This is a genomic window from Sphingomonas sp. P3_C6, from assembly GCF_056402595.1.
On record NZ_JBFUHB010000023.1, the window covers coordinates 12,484 to 32,237 of the forward strand.

Consider the following 19,754-nt stretch of genomic DNA (forward strand, 5'->3'; position numbering starts at 1 on the left):
ATGGTTCCGCGAACGCAACAACGGTAGCACGTGCGGGCCGATGGACCCCGGAACAAGTCCGGGGTGACAGGTTGGCTGGGGTGGCTCATCCCAGCCGCGACAGCGCCGCGGCCAGGCGTTCAGCCTCGGCCGACTTCTCCGCGTGATCGGCGCGGGCCTTTTCGACCGCTTCCGGCTTGGCCCTTTCGACGAAGCTCGCATTGCCGAGACGGCCAGCGAGACCGTCGCGCTCCTTGGCGGCGGCCTCGATCGCCTTGGTCAGGCGCGCGCGTTCTGCGTCGAGATCGATCACGCCCTCGAGCGGGAGCACGAAGGTCGCCTCGTCGATCACGACCTGGACGGCACCGGTTGCAGGCGCTTCGCCCTCGGCCCGATCGATCCGGGCCAGCCGGGCGATGGCAGGCGCCTGGCGGTCCAGCCGGGCAAGTGTCGCGGCGTCGGCGTCGCGGACGTGGAAAGGCATGCGGACGCCGGGAGAGACATTCAGCTCATTACGGGCCGCGCGGACTTCTCCGACGAGGCGGATCAGCCAGTCGATTTCCCTGCTCGCCTCGGGATCGATCGAGCGGGCATCGGCCATCGGCCATTTGGCGATAATGATGTCGTTCTCGCGCGGTCCCATGGCGTGCCACAGTTCCTCGGTAATGAACGGCATGAACGGGTGGAGCAGGACCAGCATCTGGTCGAGCACCCAGCCCGCGACCTTGCGTGTCTCGTCGGCTTCGGGACCGGTCGCCGGGCCCTCGGCATTGCCGAGCAGCGGCTTGATCAGTTCGAGATACCAATCGCAGAAGCGGCTCCAGACGAATTGGTAGACCGCGTTGGCGGCGCCATCGAAGCGGTAGTCGGCCAGCGCGAGATCGACCGCCTGCACGGCCTGAATCGTCTCGGCGATGATCCAGCGATTGACCGCCAGCGCCGCCTCGGGCGCTTCCAGCGTCGCGCTCGCGCCGATGCCGTTGGACTGGCAGAAGCGGGCAGCGTTCCACAGCTTGGTCGCGAAGTTGCGATAGCCCTCGACCCGCTTCTCATCCATCTTGATGTCGCGGCCCTGACTTTCCATCGCCGCCATGAAGAAGCGCAGCGCATCCGCGCCATATTTGTCGATCAGCCCGAGCGGGTTGACGACATTGCCCTTGGACTTGGACATCTTCTGCCCGTCCGCCGCGCGGACAAGGCCGTGCAGGTAGAGCGTGCGGAACGGCACATCCTTCATGAAGTGCATGCCCTGCATCATCATGCGCGCATCCCAGAAGAACAGGATGTCGAAGCCGGAGATCAGCACGTCGTTCGGATAGCGACCGTGCAGCGTGGGGTTGCCGTCCTCGGGCCACCCCATCGTGGCGAAGGGCCAGAGCGCGGAGGAGAACCAGGTATCGAGCACGTCGCTGTCCTGGCGCAATTCGACGCCCTCACCTGCCTGTGCCTGCGCGCCGGCCTCATCCATGGCGACGAAGATGCGGCCGTCTTCGGCGAACCATGCCGGGATGCGATGCCCCCACCATAGCTGGCGCGACACGCACCAGGGCTGGATGTTCTCCATCCAGTTGAAATAGGTTTTTTCCCAGGTCTTGGGCACGACCTTGACCGCGCCGGTCTTCACCGCCTCGACCGCCGGCCTGGCCAGCGTCTCGGCATCGACATACCATTGGTCGGTCAGCCAGGGTTCGATCACCTCGCCCGAGCGGTCACCATAGGGCGTCTGGATCGTGCGCGGTTCGGCGTCGTGCTCGACACCCTCCTTGTCGATGAAGGGGACAAGGAAGCCGCCCTGCTTGAGCAGTTCGACCACCTGCTTGCGTGCCCAGAACCGGTCGATGCCGAGCAGATCGTTCGGGATCAATTCGTCCGCGGTCTGGCTGACCTGCGCCTTGGCGTCGAGCATGTTGAGCATGTCGCCCGCCTTGAACCCGGCGCGCTTGCCCACCTCGAAGTCGTTGAAGTCGTGTCCCGGCGTGATCTTCACCGCGCCGGTGCCCAGCGCCGGGTCGGCATGCTCGTCCGCGATCACGGGGATCAGGCGACCGGTGATCGGCAGCCTCACATGCTTGCCGATCATCGCCTTGTAGCGCTCGTCATCGGGATGGACCGCAACAGCCATGTCGGCGAGCATCGTTTCGGGCCGCGTCGTCGCGACGGTGATCGAGCCCGAGCCGTCCGCCAGTGGATAGCGGATCTGCCAGAAGCTGCCTTTGACTTCCCTGGTCTCGACTTCGAGATCGCTGATCGCGGTGCCGAGGCCCGGATCCCAGTTCACCAGGCGCTTGTCGCGATAGATGAGCCCCTGATTATAGAGGTCGACGAACACCTTCAGGACGGCTTTCGAGAAGCCCTCGTCCATCGTGAAGCGTTCGTTGGCCCAGTCCATCGAGCAGCCGAGCCGGCGCAGCTGCTGCGTGATCTCGCCGCCGCTTTCTGCCTTCCACTCCCAGACCTTCGCCACGAACTCGTCGCGGGTGAAATCGGTGCGCTTCTGCTGTTGCTGGGCCATGCGGCGCTCGACCACCATCTGGGTCGCGATCCCGGCATGGTCGGTGCCGACCACCCATAGCGCGTCCTTGCCCTTGAGGCGGGCATGGCGGACCAGCACGTCCTGAAGCGTGTTGTCGAGCGCATGACCGATGTGCAGCGACCCCGTCACGTTCGGCGGCGGGTTGACGATCGTCCAGGGCTCGGCGCCCGGACGGTCGGGATGGAACAGGCCCTCGCCTTCCCAATGGGCGTACCAGCGGGATTCGATTTCGGCGGGGTCGAAGGTTTTCGGGAGCTCGGTCATGATGGGACGCCTCTAGCCTTGGTGGGGCGAGAAACGCCACCCTGTTCTCCGTATCGTCACCCCGGAACGTGTCCGGGGTGACGGATCGTGTCAGTTGCCTGCCTTACCGGTCCACTTGTCCATCCAGCCAAGGACCTCACGATACCATTGGCGGCTGTTCTTCGGCTTCAGCACCCAGTGGTTCTCGTTCGGGTTGACCAGCAGGCGCGACGGGATGTCGCGGCGCTGGAGCGCGGTGAAGGCAGCGAGTCCCTGAGTATAGGGGATGCGGAAATCCTTCTCGCCGGTGATGACCAGCATCGGAGTCTTCCACTTGTCGACGAAATTGACCGGGTTCCATTTCTCGAACGCGGCGGGATCCTCGTAATAGGTTTTGCCGCCATGTTCCCACTCGTCGAACCAAAGCTCCTCGGTCTCGTACGCCATGGCCCGGGCGTCGAACACGCCGTCATGCTGGACGATGCACTTGAACCGGTCGGGCCATTTGCCCTCGATCCAGTTCATCATATAGCCGCCATAGGAAGCACCGAGCGCGCAGGCATTGCCGCCGTCGAGCCAAGTGAACTTGGTCGTCGCTGCATCGAGGCCCTTTTGCAGATCCTCAAGCGGCCAGCCGCCCCAGTTGTTGCGGATCGCGTCGCTGAAGGACTGGCCGTAGCCGGTCGAGCCGTGGAAATCGACCGCGACCAGACCATAGCCTGCACCGGCGAACACGGCCGGGTTCCAGCGATAGGACCAGCTGTTGTTGCTCGATCCCTGCGGGCCGCCATGGACCATATAGGCGACGGGCAGCCTGGTGCCTTCGGCGAGGCCAGCGGGCTTCACGGCATACCCCCAGACAGTATCGCTGTTCGCGCCCGTGAAGCTGAAGCGTGTGACCGTCGGCATCTCGATGCCCGCGAGCTTCGTCGCGTTGACGGAGGTCAGGCGCTCGGTCTTCTTGCCCGAGAGCAGGTAGAAATCGTCCGGCGCGGTCAGGCTGTTCATCGCCAGCACCAACCCCTTGGGCGTGACGTTGATCGAGGACACATGCCCTTCCTGAGTCAGCCGCGTGACCTTGCCGCTGGTAACATCGACCGCGAAGGCCGGGGTTTCCTGCGTGTCGTCGGCGGTAACGTAGATGGTCTTGCCATTGGCCGACCAGACGATCGAGGCGACCGACCGGTCCCAGGCCTCCGTCAGCGCGCGGACCTGGCCGGTCGCGAGATCGCGCAGCATCAGCACCTGGCGATCGGCTTCGTAGCCGGGGCGCTTCATCGAGAAATAGGCCAGCCATTTGCCGTCGGGCGAGGCCGTCGGAAGATTGTCCATCCCGTCGTTGTCGGGCGTCAGGTTGGTCGGCGCAGCCGAGCCGTCGGCGGGCGCCGCGAAGATATCGAGATTGGTCGAGGTCGATTCGATCCGGCCCGCCTCGCGCAGGGCGAAGAACACGGTCTTGCCATCGGCGGACCAGTCCACCTCTTCGCCGCCGCCCATCGGCTTGGATGGGCTGTCGCCGACCAGTTTTCCCTCGATCGCGATGCCGTTGCCGGTCGCACCCTCGGCGGTCAGCGGCAGGACAAAGAGCTGCGAGCGGGTGCCGTCGGCCCAGCTGTCCCAATGGCGCACAAAGAGCTGGTCATAGGTGCGGCCGGCGCCGGCGTTCGGATCCTTCTTGACCATCGCCGGCTCTAGGCTCGGCGCGCCGGGGCGGCGATCGGCCCAGACAAGCAGCTTGTCGCCGGTCGGCGCGACCTTGAAGCCGCTGAAGCCGCCGGTAAAGCTCGTCACCTTCTTCGGCGCGCCGCCGGTGACCGCGACGACCCAGACGGCGTCGTCACCGCCCTTGTCCGACTGGAAATAGACGTAACTGCCGTCGGGCGAAAATTGCGGGCTGGTTTCGTTGACGTCAGCTTCGGCGGCGAGCTGTTCTGGCGCAGCGCCCTTGTTCGTCAGGTCGAGACGCCACAGGTCGAAGCGGCCGCGATCGGCGGCGAGATCGGTCTCGCGCTGCTGCCAGACGAGCCAATGGCCGTCCTTCGATACGGTGGGCGAGCCGACGCGCGAGAGCATGGTTACGTCGTCGATGGTGAGCTGGCGGGCCTGAGCCGGAACAGCGGCGGCGGTAAGTGCGAGGATACTCGCTGAGACGAACATTTTCATGCCTGCCGATAGAGCAGAAGGGCGCGTGCCGGGCAATCGGGCGACGGGTTCATCGTCGCCGATTTAGGGCTTCCGTCGATCCTGTTGAATCACCGAGAGCCGGTAATCCGGGCGATTTCCCGCGAGACCATCGTCTCGACCATCGCAGGGAGATTGGCGTCGAGCCAGTCGCGCAACATCGGACGAAGCATCTCGCGGACCATGCCTTCGAGCGAATCGCTGCCCTGCACTTCGGGCTTCACGATCATGCGCGACAGTGCGTCGAGTGAGCCGCGGCTCGCCTCGGCGGCGCGGTGCGACAGGATCGGGTCGGCCGGGACGACAGGCGCGGGGGCCGGAGACATGGAGGGGTTCTTCGGAGGAGGTGCCATCGACGCTGGGACAACGGGCGAACGGACCACCGGTTCCTCATAGTCGTCGTCGTCCATCGACGGCTCCTCCTCGACGGACCGCATCGGATCGCTGAGTTCCAGGATCTCGTCATGCCCGAACGAAGCCGGATCGATCCGCGACGCCGTGGTGGTGCGCGCCGCGCGGCGGGTGCGGTTTGCGGTCGCCGTCTCGCCCTCTTCGGCAATGATGCGTTTGATCGATGAGAGGATGTCCTCCATCGAAGGCTCCGCGCTGATATCCCCCATCGAACGAACCTCGTGTACGAAGACCACTCGTCAGCAGCCCTTACTTCCTCACACCTGCGGGATTCGGGGCAGTCGTGTCAACTGCGGGTTCTACCGGGGCGTCGAGGATCGGGTCGAGCGGCCGGGTGACGACCGAGCCCTGCGCCGGCGTGCTGGCGGTGCTGGTGCTGGTCTGCGCCGGATCACGCTGCGAGCTCCAGTCCCAGATCTTGCCGCGCACGCCCTTGTAGTGCGCGATCGGATCGTAGAGCGGACCGCCATCGAGCCCAAGATCCTTGGCCTCCGCCTCACCCATCGCCGCGAGCAGAGCGAAGCCCGCGACATAGGCGTCGCGCCGGGCCGTCACGAGCGTGACCTGCGAGTTGAGCAGTTCCTGCTCGGCGTTGAGGATGTCGAGGATGGTGCGGTTGCCGACGCTGTTCTCGGCGCGGACACCTTCGAGCGACAGCCGGTTGGCGTTCACGGCGGTCTCGGACGAAGCGATCACCTCCAGCGAGGATTTCCACACCGCATAGGCCGAACGGGCCTGGGCGATCACGCCACGCTCGGTCTCCGTGACCTGCTCGGCCGCCTGGGCCCGGCGCTCCTGCGCCTGACGGATCTGCGCTGCCGGCAGACCGCCCTGGTACAACGGCACGGTCAGGCCGATACCAGCCGTGGCTGCGGTACCCGACTGACCGACGGCGACGCCTGTGCCCGAGCCAAGCGAGCCGAGATAGTTATAGTAATTGCCGCCGACATTGACGTTGAGCCGCGGCAAGCGGTTCGCGCGCGCAACGTCGATGTCGTACTTGCTTGCATCGCGATTCTTCTGCGCGGCGAGCAGCACGGGATTATTGTCGATCGCGACCTGGACCGCATTATCCGGATCGCCAGGGAGATTGGGCAGCGCCGGCGGCACGTCTAGATTGCCGGGCGCCGTGCCGACCAGCCGGATATAGCTTTCACGGCTGGAAATCAGGCGCGCCTGAGCCGTCTGGAGCTGGCTGCGGGCGACCGCGAGGCGTGCATCGGACTGGGCGACGTCGGTGCGAGTCAGGTCGCCGACCTGGAACCGGTCCTTCGACGCCTGCAGATTGACGTCGAGCACTTTCACATTCTGCTCGTTGAGCGAGACGATCGCCTCATCGCGGATGACGTCCATATAGGCGCCGACGACATTGGTGAAGAGATCGGCCTCGGTACCGCGCAGGCTAAGGCGGCCAGCCTCGACGCGGGTTTCGGCTGCACGCACCGAATTCTTGACGGCCCCGCCACTGAAGATCGGAACGCTGATCTGGGCCTGGCCAGTCACCTGGCGATTGGGCGCGACGAAGCTGTTCGCGGCCTTGACCAGGTTCTCGGTATAGCCGCTATTCAGATTGACGCCCGGCAACCCCTGCGACCGGGCGATCGGCACATTCTCGTCGATCGCGCGGACATTGGCGCGCTGCGCCGCGAGCGTCGGATTCGTGTTGTACGCCTTGACCAGCGCCTCACGCAGCGTCTCCGCCGTCGCCGGTGCCGTCGTTGTCAGCATCACCGCAACACCGGTTAGCAGTTGGATCCGTCGCATAGGTCGCGGCATCTTTCAGAAGGTGAACGTCTTGGGCCGGGCGAACCCCGGCAAGGGAACGCAGTCGATATCGGCGAAGTCGAGCAGGCCGAAACCGCCACCCGACTTGCGGCCGGATGCGAGCCGGGTCACGACACGGTCCGCGATGCCGGTGACGACACGACCGCCGGCAGCGACCTGAGCCACCAGCGCCTCGGGCACATGCTCGACCGCCCCGTCGATCACCAGCACGTCATAGGGGCCGCCCGCATCGTGACCGGCCTCGAGCGGTCCTTCGACGAGCGTGACATTGGTATAGCCGGCCAGCGCCTCGCGTGCCTGGGCGGCGAGTTCCGGATCGCTTTCGACAGCGACGACCCCGGCAACGAGTTCGGAGAGCACGGCGGCGGTGTAGCCGCCTGCGGCGCCGATCAGCAGCACCCTGTCGGACGGCAGCAGATAGGCCTCGGTCAACAGACGGCCGGTCGCGATCGGCACATTCTGCAGGCGCGCTCGGCCGAGCGGCACGGCGGTATCGCGATAGGCGATCTCGCGCACCCCGGCCGGCAGGAAAGCCTCGCGAGGCACACGCGCCATCACCGTCACGATACGCGGATCGCTGACCGCGTTGGTGCGCAGCTGGCTTGCCACCATGGCGTGGCGCATCGCCTCGAAGCGAGCGGAATCGGTTGCGGTCATTTCCATCGGGTCACCCTGTCGCACAACTGTTTTAGTCATGCAATACACATGTTGTCGCTGCGCGGCTTGTATCGCGCGCTTGCCCTCGCGCCAAGCGCAGCCGCAGCGATATTATCAAAGCGATGCTGCGACGCCACGACAAGACGAATGTCCAAATTGGGCTAAGAATTCATGCAAGCGTCAATGCCATATTATGGTTCGTTGTGCTATGCGGCGTAAATATATCGCTGAGTCGGCGAATAGGAGACTCTCGATGAACCTTTGGCAACTCCTCCGGTGTACGACCGGGCACCATGTCCGGTCGAGCAGGCATTCCCGCCTCGTCGATGGACGACGCGAAAGTGTGTGCCGCGGCTGCGGGCGGCGGATGGTGAAGGACGACTTCGCAATCCATTTGCTTGGCCCGGAGGATGGCGGGGATTCGGGGGGGCGGTAGACCCGCGGTCGCGAAAAGACGCAGGCTGGTGAAGAGATCCTGCCCTACCCCAAGAAGAAGTGGCTCCCGGCAAGTAATACGCAAAGTCGAAATTCTATTTTGCGACCCTACGTACCATCCGGATTCGACGGCGGATGAACGTCGCGGGACAGTATTCCGCACTATCCAATCGACCCTGCGAGCTTTGGCGCTATCACCTGGCAGCAATGTCGGGGCAGGCAGGTGGGTCTCGACCATATTCACCGCCCTCGGGTTATGAGAATCGCTTTTGAGGCCTTGGCGATTCGGACGGATCGGCTCATTCGTTGATTCATTACATGGGGCATCGACGCGCCTTCTGACCAGATCCGACGATGAGACTTGCCCGCTCCCCTTGAGGTGCGCACGATAGCCGATCCGCCATTCTTCGGGACGGCGGGCGCGAAGCCAGCACAGGGCGGCTTTCGGATCGGCGAGGATACGGCGACGATATCGGGCGACGACCGGCTCCCTGCCTCGAAAATGGAACACGCGTTCGACGATATAGTCGCCGCCGATGGCGCGCTGATACCGGGAGCGGTCGACCGGGCTCTCATACCGTGCCCGGCCGTGCGCCGTCGCAGCGGCGAAATCCGTGCGCTGCTCCAGCCAGCGATAGATCGTCGCCTGACTGACCCGAAAGACCTGGGCCAGTTCCTGATAATCGGCACCAAGGCGGCAGAGCATGCCAGCCTGGCGGGCGAATTCGGGTTTGTAGAGCGAGGGGCGTGCCATGATGGCAGGTTGCGCGGGCGGACCTGAATTGTGAATCAGCCGCGCGAATGCCGCATCATGGGCGGGCGCGGAGAGCATATTGCTCTCCGCGCTACGCAGACATCATTTTTCGGACGGATCGCCCTTTTCGGTGACCGTAACCGGCACCGGCGCCGCGCCACCGAGCAGGCCGTTGAGCGTGCCACCGCCCATGCCGAGTTCCGCCATCAGCGCGTCGATCAGCGGGCCGCCGACGCGGTAGCGCATCGCAGCCGCGACCGCGGCGTCGGCAAGGTTGCCGCCCCCTTCCCCGCCGTCGCCGCCGCCGGCATTGCCGTGCAGGCCGCGCGCATCGAGGATGCTGATCTTGTCGATCTGCTCCATCGGCTTGCTCGCCGCGGTGATGATCGCCGGCAATGCCTCCAGCATCGCCTTGCGGATCAGCAGCGCGGTCTGCGCGTCGTTCAGGACGTTGGTCGCCTCGTTGATCGCCGTCTGGCCGGCTGCGTCGACCTTGAACGCTGCCTCGCGGCCCTCGGCGCGCGCCTTTTCGGCGTCGGCATCGGCCTGCGCCTCTGTGCGGAGCGCGATGGCGCGCGCTTCGGCGGCTTCCCGTTCGGCGCGGGCGGCGACGGTGATCTGGACCGCCTCTTCCTCTGCCTTCTGGGTCGCCGCGATGACCGCGACATTCTTGGTACGATTGGCGATTTCGGTCGCCTTGGCCGTGGCGACACTTTCCTCGGCTCGGACGGCATGAGCGCGCGCCTCGTTGGCGGCGGCGGTGGCGGTCGATTCTTCTTCCGACTTTTGGGCGGTCTGCACCGCGGTGGTGATGCGGGCCAGTTCGATATTGCGGTCGCGCTCGATCGTCGCCGTCTGCACCGCGCCGTCCCGCACGATGGTCGCGGTCTGGATGATCTTGTCGGCCTCGGTCTGGGCGACCGTCTGTGCCTGCTCGGCAGTGATGCGGGCGATCTCGGCGAGACGGGTCTGCTCGGCTTCGGCCGTCGCGATCGCCGTCGCCTGTTCGGCGCGACGGGCGGCGAGCGTCTGCTCCTGGGTCAGACGGGCCTGTTCGGCTGCCTGGGCGATTTCGAGCGACTGGTTGTTGGCATCGAGGTTGCGCTGCTCAATCTCGACCCGGTTGGTCGCGACGATGTCGTTGCGGATTTTCTTGCGCTCCTCGATCGTCCGCGTGAGCACGGTCAGGCCCTCGGCGTCGAAGGCGTTGTTCTCGTTGAAATGCTCGAACGCGGTCTGGTCGAAATGGGTGATCGAGACCGATTCGAGCTGGAAGCCGTTCATGTCCAGATCGGTCATCAGCGCTTCCTGCACCTTCTGGATGAAGTCGGCGCGATTGGCGTGGAGATGCTCCATCGTCATCGTCGCGGCGACCGAGCGCAGCGCCGAGACCAGCTTGCCGTCGAGCAGCGACTTCACCGCGTCCGGGCTGTTGACCGATTCGCCGAGTGTCTGGGCGGCGGCGGCGATCGACTGCGCGTCGGGCTTCACCTTGATGTGGAACAGGCCGACCACGTCGACGCGCAGCTTGTCCATGGTGATCAGCGCGTCCTTGTTGAGGCGCGAAACCTCAAGCTTCACCGTGGTGAGGCGGACCTGCATCAGTTCGTGCAGGACCGGGAAGACCAGGACACCGCCGTTGAGCACGACCTTCTCGCCGCCGAAACCGGTGCGGATCAGCGCCACATCCTTGGTGGCGCGGCGATAGAGGCGGGTCAGCGTCAGCATGATCACGATCAGGCCGACAATGGCGATGCCCGCATAGATGAGGATGGTCAGCAGGGAGGCGGGCACAGGAGTCTCCTAAAGGACGGTTTTGATTATGACAGCGAGCGCAGGGTCGGATGGCTTTCCGGCACTGCGTAGAAAATTACGCCTTCCCGGCGCACGAGCAGGACAGTTTCGCCCTGGGCGATGGCATCCGCATCGTCATGCGGCTCGACCATGACATAATGAGCCTGGCCATATTGATCGACGACCCTTGCCCGAGCCGGCAAGCCGCGCCGTGCGGTGCCCTCCAAAATGGTGCCGCGACGACGGACAAGATCATCGGTATCGATGACGGTCGATTCATAGCCCGGCATGATCCGCGCCAGGCCGTTCGCGACGAATATATTGGCGATACCGCCGACTGCGAGAGCGCCAGCCGAGGCGATACCCCAATGCAATGGTGCGCCGACGGCACCCGTCGCGATCTGCTGAATGGCGACGCCGGCAATCGTGAAACAGCAAAGCAGCGACGTAAGCCAAATCAGCAGCGGCATCCCGCCGCCCAGCCCGAGCCAGTCGAGCACACCGTGCACATCGCCGATATCGCCGTGCCCATCGATGCCCGGATGGAGATCGAGATGGCCGATTCCGAGTCCGACTGCCTCGATCAGGCCGATTCCGAGCATGACGACGAACGTGACAGCAAAGGGAAAATAGTCCGGCGTCAGGAAAATCGAGAACATGCCGCGATCATCGAGTGCCCACCCGACCCGCGTCAAGCGAGATCGGCGCCATTCCCAGGGCATGATGGTAAATCGACCAAGCATGGCCAAGCACTGTTGACCGCGCGACAAAAAGAAAGCATCTGCGCCCGCCTCTGGCCCGATGGCGGAGTGGTGACGCAGAGGACTGCAAATCCTTGCACCCGGGTTCGATTCCCGGTCGGGCCTCCACTCATTTGAAATATGCACCCCTTCCAACGCTTTGTTGGCGGGGGAGGTCTGACCCTTGATCGGATCTCGATCGGCGTCGGCCGCTCCGCACCGCTACTTTCTAACGGCAAAAGAATATATTATTTCGAAAGCGCCCGCCGTCCGCGGAGTCGCGGCACAAGTCGTTTCGTCCGAGACGCAGCCAGGAGGAACGATCCATGAAAGCCTCCGACCTTTTCGTGAAATGCCTCGAGGAAGAAGGCGTCGACTATGTGTTCGGCGTGCCGGGGGAGGAGAATCTCGACTTCCTCGACAGCCTGTCGCGTTCCCCGATCAAGCTGGTGCTGACCCGACACGAACAGGGCGCCGGCTTCATGGCGGCGACCTATGGGCGGCACACCGGCAAGACGGGCGTGTGCCTGGCGACGCTGGGGCCCGGTGCGACCAACCTCGTCACCGCGGCGGCGTATGCAACGCTTGGCGGCATGCCGATCCTGATGATCACCGGGCAGAAGCCGATCAAGAAATCCAAGCAGGGCCGGTTCCAGATCCTCGACGTTGTCGCGATGATGGGGCCGATCACCAAATACACCCATCAGCTCGCCAGCGCCGACAATATCCCGAGCCGGGTGCGCGAGAGCTTCCGCCTGGCCGAGGAAGAGAAACCGGGCGCGACTCATCTCGAATTCCCGGAAGATGTCGCCGAGGAGACGACCGAGAGCCGCCCGATCAAGGCGAGCCTGTCCCGCCGGCCTTCGGCCGATCCAAAGGCAGTGCGCGCCGCCGTCGAACGACTCGAACAGGCCAGGTCGCCCTTGCTGGTGATCGGTGCGGGCGCGAACCGCAAGCTGACCGGACGGATGCTGCTCCAGTTCGTCGAGAAGACGAACATCCCCTTCGTCACGACCCAACTCGGCAAGGGGGTGATCGACGAGACCCACCCGAAATTTCTCGGCTGTGCGGCGCTTTCCGCCGGCGACTTCGTCCATCGCTCGATCGAGGCGGCCGACCTGATCGTGAATATCGGCCATGACGTGATCGAAAAGCCGCCCTTCTTCATGAAGGCGGGCGGGACGGAGGTGATCCACGTCTCCAGCCGGTCGGCCGAAGTCGACCCGGTCTATTTCCCGCAGATCGAGGTGCTGGGCGATATCGCCAACGCAATCTGGCAGATGAAGGAGGATATCGTGCCCTCGGCCGGCTGGTCCTTCGAGGCGATGCACGCGGCGCGGGCAGCCGAGGTGGCGCATACCGCTTCGCTCGAAGGGGACGAGCGTTTCCCGATCTTTCCGCCGAGCCTGGTGCGCGCGGTGCGGGCGGCGATGCCAAGCGACGGGATCATCGCGCTCGACAACGGCATCTACAAGATCTGGTTCGCCCGCAACTATCCGGCGCGCAAGCAGAACACCGTGCTGCTCGACAATGCGCTGGCCACGATGGGTGCCGGCCTGCCCTCCGCCATGGCGTCGGCAATGCTCTATCCCGGGCGCAAGGTGATGGCGATCTGCGGCGATGGCGGGTTCATGATGAACAGCCAGGAGATGGAGACGGCGGTCCGGCTGAAGCTCGACCTGACCGTGCTGATCCTCAACGACGGCAGCTACGGCATGATCCGCTGGAAACAGGCCAATATGGGGTTTGCCGATTTCGGCCTGACCTATGGCAACCCGGACTTCGTCAAATATGCCGAGGCCTATGGCGCGTTTGGGCACCGGGTGGAGAGCGCGGCGCAGCTGCCGGCGTTGCTCAGCCATACGCTGGCCATGCCGGGGGTGCATCTGATCGATTGCCCGGTGGACTATGCCGATAACGACCGGATCCTGAACCACGAGATCAGGGAACTAAGCGCAGGGTTATAGGAAATCCCCCGCGGAAGCGCACGGGTCACGTGCGTCCTTCCAGCGCCTTTCGCATGATCGGCCCGTATCAGGCTGGCAGCCCTTACCGACCTATGAACAGCACGCGGCGCTCAACCGCGACGGCGGAAGGGATAGGCGAACTGGGCGCGATAGCCCCGGGGCACTTCCTCGGCGACGCCATAGCCGCTCGGCCATTCGCCGGGTGGCAGGTAATGCGTGCCGAAGAGCCGGTCGAGCCAGGGGAAATGGATCGCGAAATTCTTGTCGATCGCGACCTCCTCGATGCCGTGATGCCAGTGGTGGAAGCGCGGGATGACAAGGAATTTGCCGAGTAGCTCGAAATTGCCGCGCAGGTTCGCGTGCACGAGCGAGGCGTAGATATAGACCATCGCGACATAGGCCTGCATCACCGAAGGCGCGAAGCCGAGCGTCAGCAGCGGCAGCGAGGTAACGCCGCGCAGGAGCACGACTTCGACGAAATGCATGCGCGATCCGGCGAGCCAGTCCATCGACTTGGCGGAGTGATGCACCGCGTGGAAGCCCCACAGGAGCGGCCAGCGGTGGAAGGCGCGGTGGAACCAATATTGCGTCAGATCGGTCAGGAACATCGCTTCGACGAACTGGAGCAACCAGGGTTGGCTCGCGACCATCGCGCGGAAGCTGCCAAAGCCAGTGCTCGACGCCATGATGAAAGTGGACGGTGCGAGCGCGAGGAAGGTGATGAGCTGCACCAGCATCGAGCTGACGAGATAGTAGAACAGGTCCTCGCGCCATTCGGTGCGAAACAGGCGCTGCGATGCCCGGTGCGGAAAGATGCGCTCGATCGGGGCGAACATCAGGCCGGTCGCGATCATGTTCAGCGCGAAAAAATCGATACCGAAGAAGATGCCCCAAGCGTGGCTTTCGCTTGGCTGCACCGCCGCCCCGCCTAGCAGCGTGGCGGCGAGCGCAATGACCAGGGCCGCCGCGCCGAGCGCCTTGCGCGGCCGCAGCAACAGGCTGAGCAAAGCAAGGCCATAGGCCGCCAGCAGCGTTGCATGGACGGCGATGCGAAAGCCGGCGAGGTCTCGTACAACGCCAAGCTGCGGCATGCCGAACCATTCCGGCCAGCGCAGCGCAGCGACGAAGCACAGCCCGGCAATCGCACAGACGAGGGCGAAGAAGCCGGCGAACCAGCCGGTGCCGAGCCCCCGCGCCTCGATCGGCGCTTCGAGATCGTGCAGCAGGCTACCGAAAAATCCGCGTTTCATTCCAATTCCTCGAATGCCATGGTCACGATCAGGTCTGAGCACTTAACGTCAGATCAACGCCTCGAGCTGCGGGATCAGCGGCAGGTCGGCCGGCGGCATCTCCAGATTGTAGAGATGGTCGGGCGCGCACCAGAGGAGCTTTTCCGCATGGAGCGCGCACGGCGTGCCTTCCCATATCCGGCAGATATAGAGCAAGAGCAGCAGATGACGGCCGGCGAGTGGTTCGCTGGCAAAGGTGGCGGCCTGCAGGTCCGCCGGGTTCACCTTGACGCCGAGTTCCTCGGCAAGCTCGCGGACAAGGGCCACCTCGGGGGTCTCGCCGGGCTCGACCTTGCCGCCCGGGAACTCCCACAACCCGGCCATCGACTTTCCTTCCGGACGGCGCTGCACGAGCAGCCTGCCTTCACGGTCGAGCAGTGCGACGGCGACCACCAGGGAAATCGCCGAGGCTGCGGGTTCGGCCATATTCGGCATTCATTAACGCTCCAGGGTTAGAATTCGGCAACGTTTTCGGGCCGGGACAAACCCTTGATGCTGTTCGACATGATCAGGAAGCTGATGAGGGACCGCAAGGGCGGCACGGCGATCGAATATGGCCTGATCGCCGCCCTGGTCGTCATCACCATGATCGCATCGTTCATCGAGGTCGCCAACAGCACCACGGGTATGTGGACCAACGTGAACACGAAAATCGATACGGCGACACGTTCGAACGGTTGATTGGTTCCTCAGAATCGGCCTTTCGGCTTAAACTTTTCTCAACCTACCGATCCTAAACACGGCCTTGCTGCTCCGGTCCTCCCGGATCGGCCGGGTACTGAAGCTTTAGACCATTGGAGACCGGAATCATGAAATCTTTCCGCAAATTCGTCAAGAACAGCAAGGGCGCAACCGCAATCGAGTACGGCCTGATCGCCGCGCTGATCGCCGTCGCAGCGATCGCAGCGATGCAGGGCCTGGGTAACTCGCTCAAGACCACCTTCACGAACGTTTCGTCCAACATGAAGGCGAGCGCCACCTAAGACTGAGTTCGGGCACACAGCCCGAAACACGTCAACGAAATCGGGCGGCGGAACCATGGTTCCGCCGCCCTTTTTCTTGCTCGTCGTGGCAAGACGTAGCGCGCTACGATCGATTCCGTGGGCGTTTCAGAGCCGACCGATCGCCAGGAATTTCTCGCGACGGCTGCGGCGGAGCTGGTCAGGGCCCTGATTGCCCATCTCGGCCAGCGCGCCATCGATAGCGTCGCCGAGATTGGAGATGGCAAGCGCCGGGTCGCGGTGTGCGCCGCCGAGCGGTTCGGACACGATCGTGTCGATCACGCCCAGTTCCTTCAGATCCTGTGCGGTCACCTTCATCGCTTCCGCGGCTTCAGGCGCCTTGTCGGCGGTACGCCAGAGGATCGAGGCGCAGCCTTCGGGCGAGATGACCGAATAAACCGCATGCTCGAACATCAGCACCTTGTTGCCCGCCGCAAGCGCGATCGCGCCGCCCGAGCCGCCCTCACCCACCACCGCCGAGATCAGCGGCACGCCGAGTGCAAGGCATTGCTCGGTCGAACGGGCGATGGCCTCGGCCTGGCCGCGTTCCTCCGCCTGGACGCCGGGAAAGGCGCCCGAGGTATCGACCAGGGTCAGCACCGGAAGGCCGAACCGGTCTGCAAGCTGCATCAGGCGGATCGCCTTGCGATAACCCTCCGGCTTGCCCATGCCGAAATTGTGACGGAGGCGGCTGGCGGTGTCGTCGCCCTTTTCATGGCCTATCACCAGCACCTTGCGGCCGCGGAACCGCGCGAAACCGCCAAGGATCGCCTGATCGTCGCCGAACGCACGATCGCCCGCGAGCGGCATGAACTCGTCGAACAGCCCGGCGACATAATCCTTGAAGTGCGGGCGCTCCCCGTGGCGGGCAACCTGCGTCTTCTGCCACGGCGTGAGTTTGGAATAGGTGTCGCGCAGGAGCTTGTCGGACTTGGCCTGAAGCCGCGCGACCTCCGAATCAATATCGACCGCGCCATCGGCTGCGGTTTCGCGGAGTTCATCGATCCGGCTTTGCAGCTCGGCGATCGGTTTCTCGAAATCGAGGAAGCTTGCCATCGGTCGCGTCGGTTAGGCCCCGCGCCTCTTCACGTCAACGAGAGGATGGCGCGTGTTGACCAGTTCGACCAATCGGCTGGCGTCAACATGGGTATAGATTTCGGTCGTGGCGATGTCGGCATGGCCGAGCATCGACTGCAATGCGCGCAGGTCGGCGCCGCCAGCGAGCAGGTGCGTGGCGAAGGCATGGCGCAGCACGTGCGGACTCACCCGGTCTGGCGGGATGCCCGCTTCCGCCGCCAGCGCCTTGAGCAACTGATAGAGGCGGACACGCGACAGATGCGCCTTGCCCGACGGGAAGAGCCAGGCCCGGTCGGTTGCGACGTGCGCACGCCAGGCTGCCACGGCGGCACGGGCGCGATCCGAGATCGGAACCAGCCGCTCGCGCCCGCCCTTGCCGCGCAGGATCAGATAGGGTCGGTCGGGCGCGATGGCGTTGCGGGGGAGCGAGACGAGCTCGGTCGCGCGCAGGCCCGATCCGTAGAGCAGCTCGACCAGGGCCGAGAGCCGCAGATCATTGGGGTCGGGCGGCACGCGCGCGATGCGCGTCGCGATCGCCGCGAACAAGCGGTCGATATCCTCATGCCCGAGCACCTTGGGCAAGGGCCGTTGCGCGCCCGGCCGGGGCAAGGCGGCGCCCGGATCGTCGCCACGATGCCCCTCATCGGCGAGAAAGGCGAAGAACCGACGGAGCGCAGCCGATTTGCGCGCGACGCTGGCGCGCGACAGCTCTAGCCACTGGGCACCCAGGCGGGCGAGATCGTCGGCCGACGCTGCTGCGAGACCGGCGGCCAGGAAATCCGACGCGAGGGCGAGATCGCTGCGGTAGGCGGCGATGGTGTTCTTTGCCGCGCCTGCTTCGGCGGCCATCATCTCCAGGAAGCGCTCGATCAGCGCTCGATCGGTGCCCGGGCCGGGCGCGACAGTCAAAGCCGCGCCAGGGCCTCGGCGGCGATCATCCGTGCCTCCGCCTGCAGCCCCACCGCGCGCAAGGCGGTGACGATATTGTAGAGCGCTTCGGGCGGCACCCCGTGCCATAGCGAGGTCTGCATACCGATCGCGGCCAGAACCAGCACCGTTCCCTGCTGACGTCCCTGCGCCGCACGCGCCAGCGCACGGGTCCAGGAATTGTCGATGCCGATCTGAACGTCGAGCGACCGGGCGCCGCGCTCGACATCGTCGGCCGACAGACGCCCTAGCCCGGCCATGCCGGCGAAGAACATGCGTTTCTTCAGGCCACCCGGATCATTCGCGCTGGCATAGCTATTCACGTCCGACCAGCTCGACGAGACGGCGGCCGGATCGGCAAGCGCCAGCATTGCCCAGGCATCGCCACCAGCCGGCACGCTGGCCCGCCAGCGCATCGCGCCACGATCGATTCCGGCGGTCAGCATCGAGGCGACGATCCGGTCGGCATCGGCGCCCTCTGAGCCGACCGGTATCCGCACTGCGGCACGCGCGGTCAGGATCAGGCGGGCGTAGCGGCCTTCCGGCGTCTTGGGTTCGTCCCAGAGCTGCTTCAGCGCATCGAGCCGGCCCGGAATGTCGCCGGCGGTATAGGCACTACGCAGGTCGCGGGCGATGCCGCTCTCGGCGATCGACTGATCGTCCTCCGCATCGATCGTGCCATAGAGATCGACCAATGCCGCGTTCGAGAACACGCCGCGTACCGCCGCCTGCTCGGCCGGAGCCACCCGCATGCGCGCCGTCAGGCCGGGGGACTGAGCCCGCCACGCCTGAACGTTGGAGGAGACGGTCGCGAACAGCGGCTCGGGAATCTCCACCGCGCTCGCCATTGCCAGGCCGTAGCGCCAGGCGGTCAGGCGATCGACGCTGTCCCATTCGATCGTCACGGCCTGCTGGCCGCTGGCACCCGCGCCGGTCACCTTCTGCGCGAGCAGCAGGTCGATACCGCCCGCGACGCCCGATTTGCGCGCGGCGGTGATCAGTGCCTGAGCCTTGCGCGGTTCCCCGGCGAGCCCGGCGCAGATCGCCTGCGCCATCACCCAGGCGCGCTCGCGCTGGAGCGCCGCGCCGCCATCGGCGACCGGGCAGAACGCGCCGGGGTCGCCCGTCGCTAGTGCCGCCTGCATCGCGATCTCATAGAGCTTTGGCGTGTAATTTTCGCTGTCGACGCTCTGGACGACGCCGCGCGCCGCGACCGATTCGCCCATGCGCAGCAACAGCCAGGCGCGTTCGGCGGCGAAATCGGCACCGTTGATCCCCCGGGGCGTATCGACCCGCGAGACCAGCCCGCGACGCAGCGCGATCGACAGCCAGCGCGACGCGATCGGCACGTCGAGGCGGCGCATCAGCGTTTCGACATAATGTCCGTCGGCATCGCCGAACGCGCGCGGATCGATACCGCCGCCATCGGGGCCGACCGGACCGACCGAGGCGAGCGACCGGCGCGCATATTCCGGCATATTGTACCGGGCGAGCACCGCCGGATCGATCGGCACCGGCTCGCCAGGCGTGGCCGATGCGTCGGGCGTCGGCAGGACGCCGTCAACCGACCCCGCCGCCGGTGTGGGTGTTACCGGCAGGATCTGGGTCGGCGCCGACGGCCTTGCCGGCGCTGGTGCGGGTGTCGGCGCGGGCGCGGCGACTGGATCGCCGAAGCCGGGCGGCAACAGCGATTCGGGTTTGTCCTGCCCCAGCGCGGGAAGCCCCACGCCGACAAGTACCGCGGCAATCGCGCCGAGCGCGACGCTAGTTCGAGAGATTCGCAAGCGGTACTACCTTCTCGACCCGGGTCAGCGGCTTTTCGTTCGTACGCCCGGCCAGGAAAAACAGTCCCCCGATCACGACGACCAGGATGACGATGAGCGCTATCAGCGAACGGGACATGAGCGAACCTTGTACAGACACGTTTAAACAGACGTGAGAAAATCTACTGCGCGCGCCTTTTGCCCGAGACGCGGGCTCG

The 19,754-nt window shown here is 65.1% G+C and carries 17 protein-coding genes and 1 tRNA gene; 4 read left to right on the forward strand and 14 right to left on the reverse strand.

The genetic code is table 11. The annotated features are described in order from the left end of the window. Positions 1-85 precede the first annotated feature (85 nt). From AC1DT7_RS18310 to AC1DT7_RS18345, 8 genes are all read right to left on the reverse strand, one after another. Positions 86-2,776, reverse strand: coding sequence for a valine--tRNA ligase (locus AC1DT7_RS18310; RefSeq protein ID WP_478037582.1), 2,691 nt, complete (start codon positions 2,774-2,776; stop codon positions 86-88). 90 nt (positions 2,777-2,866) lie between these two features. Then, positions 2,867-4,918: a S9 family peptidase gene (locus AC1DT7_RS18315; protein ID WP_478037583.1), complete on the reverse strand. Its 2,052-nt coding sequence runs from the start codon at positions 4,916-4,918 to the stop codon at positions 2,867-2,869. Positions 4,919-5,007: 89 nt separating this feature from the next. Next, a complete protein-coding gene (locus tag AC1DT7_RS18320; protein ID WP_478037585.1) occupies positions 5,008-5,529 on the reverse strand; it encodes a DUF2497 domain-containing protein in 522 nt (173 codons plus the stop codon). A gap of 67 nt (positions 5,530-5,596) precedes the next feature. Then, a complete protein-coding gene (locus tag AC1DT7_RS18325; RefSeq protein WP_478037586.1) occupies positions 5,597-7,111 on the reverse strand; it encodes a TolC family outer membrane protein in 1,515 nt (504 codons plus the stop codon). A gap of 15 nt (positions 7,112-7,126) precedes the next feature. Continuing rightward, complete coding sequence (locus AC1DT7_RS18330) at positions 7,127-7,795, reverse strand: protein-L-isoaspartate O-methyltransferase family protein (RefSeq protein WP_478037588.1); 669 nt, start codon at positions 7,793-7,795, stop codon at positions 7,127-7,129. A 163-nt stretch (positions 7,796-7,958) separates the two neighbouring features. After that, entirely contained in the window at positions 7,959-9,056 is a 1,098-nt protein-coding gene (locus AC1DT7_RS18335; RefSeq protein WP_478037589.1) for a hypothetical protein, read from the reverse strand. A 24-nt stretch (positions 9,057-9,080) separates the two neighbouring features. Continuing rightward, positions 9,081-10,772, reverse strand: coding sequence for a flotillin family protein (locus AC1DT7_RS18340; RefSeq protein WP_478037590.1), 1,692 nt, complete (start codon positions 10,770-10,772; stop codon positions 9,081-9,083). A 26-nt stretch (positions 10,773-10,798) separates the two neighbouring features. After that, positions 10,799-11,431, reverse strand: coding sequence for an OB-fold-containig protein (locus AC1DT7_RS18345; protein WP_478037592.1), 633 nt, complete (start codon positions 11,429-11,431; stop codon positions 10,799-10,801). A gap of 136 nt (positions 11,432-11,567) precedes the next feature. On the opposite strand from AC1DT7_RS18345, the gene AC1DT7_RS18350 reads away from it, so the two are divergent. After that, positions 11,568-11,641 (forward strand) — tRNA-Cys (locus AC1DT7_RS18350). 197 nt (positions 11,642-11,838) lie between these two features. After that, positions 11,839-13,479, forward strand: a complete 1,641-nt coding sequence (locus AC1DT7_RS18355) for an acetolactate synthase large subunit (protein ID WP_478037594.1) — start codon at positions 11,839-11,841, stop codon at positions 13,477-13,479. Positions 13,480-13,589: 110 nt separating this feature from the next. Here the strand turns inward: AC1DT7_RS18355 and AC1DT7_RS18360 are convergent, their stop codons facing one another. After that, a complete protein-coding gene (locus AC1DT7_RS18360; RefSeq protein WP_478037596.1) occupies positions 13,590-14,729 on the reverse strand; it encodes a sterol desaturase family protein in 1,140 nt (379 codons plus the stop codon). A 48-nt stretch (positions 14,730-14,777) separates the two neighbouring features. Then, positions 14,778-15,194, reverse strand: coding sequence for a (deoxy)nucleoside triphosphate pyrophosphohydrolase (locus AC1DT7_RS18365; protein WP_478037597.1), 417 nt, complete (start codon positions 15,192-15,194; stop codon positions 14,778-14,780). 66 nt (positions 15,195-15,260) lie between these two features. Between AC1DT7_RS18365 and AC1DT7_RS18370 the strand changes: the two genes are divergently transcribed. Both AC1DT7_RS18370 and AC1DT7_RS18375 read left to right on the forward strand, forming a co-directional pair. After that, the gene (locus tag AC1DT7_RS18370; RefSeq protein WP_478037662.1) at positions 15,261-15,449 is read left to right on the forward strand and encodes a Flp family type IVb pilin; all 189 of its coding nucleotides are present in this window, start codon (positions 15,261-15,263) and stop codon (positions 15,447-15,449) included. A 128-nt stretch (positions 15,450-15,577) separates the two neighbouring features. Next, a complete protein-coding gene (locus tag AC1DT7_RS18375; RefSeq protein WP_478037599.1) occupies positions 15,578-15,751 on the forward strand; it encodes a Flp family type IVb pilin in 174 nt (57 codons plus the stop codon). Between the two features lie 126 nt (positions 15,752-15,877). On the opposite strand, the gene AC1DT7_RS18380 is transcribed toward AC1DT7_RS18375, so the two are convergent. Genes AC1DT7_RS18380 through AC1DT7_RS18395 form a run of 4 tightly spaced genes read right to left on the reverse strand, consistent with a single transcriptional unit; the run spans position 15,878 to position 19,675 of the window. Continuing rightward, complete coding sequence (locus AC1DT7_RS18380; protein WP_478037600.1) at positions 15,878-16,825, reverse strand: acetyl-CoA carboxylase carboxyltransferase subunit alpha; 948 nt, start codon at positions 16,823-16,825, stop codon at positions 15,878-15,880. Positions 16,826-16,837: 12 nt separating this feature from the next. Beyond that, positions 16,838-17,755: a tyrosine recombinase gene (locus AC1DT7_RS18385; protein WP_478037601.1), complete on the reverse strand. Its 918-nt coding sequence runs from the start codon at positions 17,753-17,755 to the stop codon at positions 16,838-16,840. Then, complete coding sequence (locus AC1DT7_RS18390; protein ID WP_478037602.1) at positions 17,752-19,557, reverse strand: hypothetical protein; 1,806 nt, start codon at positions 19,555-19,557, stop codon at positions 17,752-17,754. The genes AC1DT7_RS18385 and AC1DT7_RS18390 overlap by 4 nt, the downstream gene beginning before the upstream one ends. After that, a complete protein-coding gene (locus AC1DT7_RS18395) occupies positions 19,538-19,675 on the reverse strand; it encodes a hypothetical protein (protein ID WP_272626644.1) in 138 nt (45 codons plus the stop codon). Before AC1DT7_RS18395 ends, AC1DT7_RS18390 begins: the two co-directional genes overlap by 20 nt. Positions 19,676-19,754 lie beyond the last annotated feature (79 nt).

Excerpts from the sequence above, each read along its gene's own strand:
- AC1DT7_RS18310 (WP_478037582.1), bottom strand. The coding sequence starts at position 2,776 with ATGACCGAGCTCCCGAAAACCTTCGACCCCGCCGAAATCGAATCCCGC.
- AC1DT7_RS18315 (WP_478037583.1), bottom strand. The coding sequence starts at position 4,918 with ATGAAAATGTTCGTCTCAGCGAGTATCCTCGCACTTACCGCCGCCGCT.
- AC1DT7_RS18320 (WP_478037585.1), bottom strand. The coding sequence starts at position 5,529 with ATGGAGGACATCCTCTCATCGATCAAACGCATCATTGCCGAAGAGGGC.
- AC1DT7_RS18325 (WP_478037586.1), bottom strand. The coding sequence starts at position 7,111 with ATGCGACGGATCCAACTGCTAACCGGTGTTGCGGTGATGCTGACAACG.
- AC1DT7_RS18330 (WP_478037588.1), bottom strand. The coding sequence starts at position 7,795 with ATGGAAATGACCGCAACCGATTCCGCTCGCTTCGAGGCGATGCGCCAC.
- AC1DT7_RS18335 (WP_478037589.1), bottom strand. The coding sequence starts at position 9,056 with ATGCTCTCCGCGCCCGCCCATGATGCGGCATTCGCGCGGCTGATTCAC.
- AC1DT7_RS18345 (WP_478037592.1), bottom strand. The coding sequence starts at position 11,431 with ATGTTCTCGATTTTCCTGACGCCGGACTATTTTCCCTTTGCTGTCACG.
- AC1DT7_RS18355 (WP_478037594.1), top strand. The coding sequence starts at position 11,839 with ATGAAAGCCTCCGACCTTTTCGTGAAATGCCTCGAGGAAGAAGGCGTC.
- AC1DT7_RS18360 (WP_478037596.1), bottom strand. The coding sequence starts at position 14,729 with ATGAAACGCGGATTTTTCGGTAGCCTGCTGCACGATCTCGAAGCGCCG.
- AC1DT7_RS18365 (WP_478037597.1), bottom strand. The coding sequence starts at position 15,194 with ATGGCCGAACCCGCAGCCTCGGCGATTTCCCTGGTGGTCGCCGTCGCA.
- AC1DT7_RS18370 (WP_478037662.1), top strand. The coding sequence starts at position 15,261 with ATGCTGTTCGACATGATCAGGAAGCTGATGAGGGACCGCAAGGGCGGC.
- AC1DT7_RS18375 (WP_478037599.1), top strand. The coding sequence starts at position 15,578 with ATGAAATCTTTCCGCAAATTCGTCAAGAACAGCAAGGGCGCAACCGCA.
- AC1DT7_RS18380 (WP_478037600.1), bottom strand. The coding sequence starts at position 16,825 with ATGGCAAGCTTCCTCGATTTCGAGAAACCGATCGCCGAGCTGCAAAGC.
- AC1DT7_RS18395 (WP_272626644.1), bottom strand. The coding sequence starts at position 19,675 with ATGTCCCGTTCGCTGATAGCGCTCATCGTCATCCTGGTCGTCGTGATC.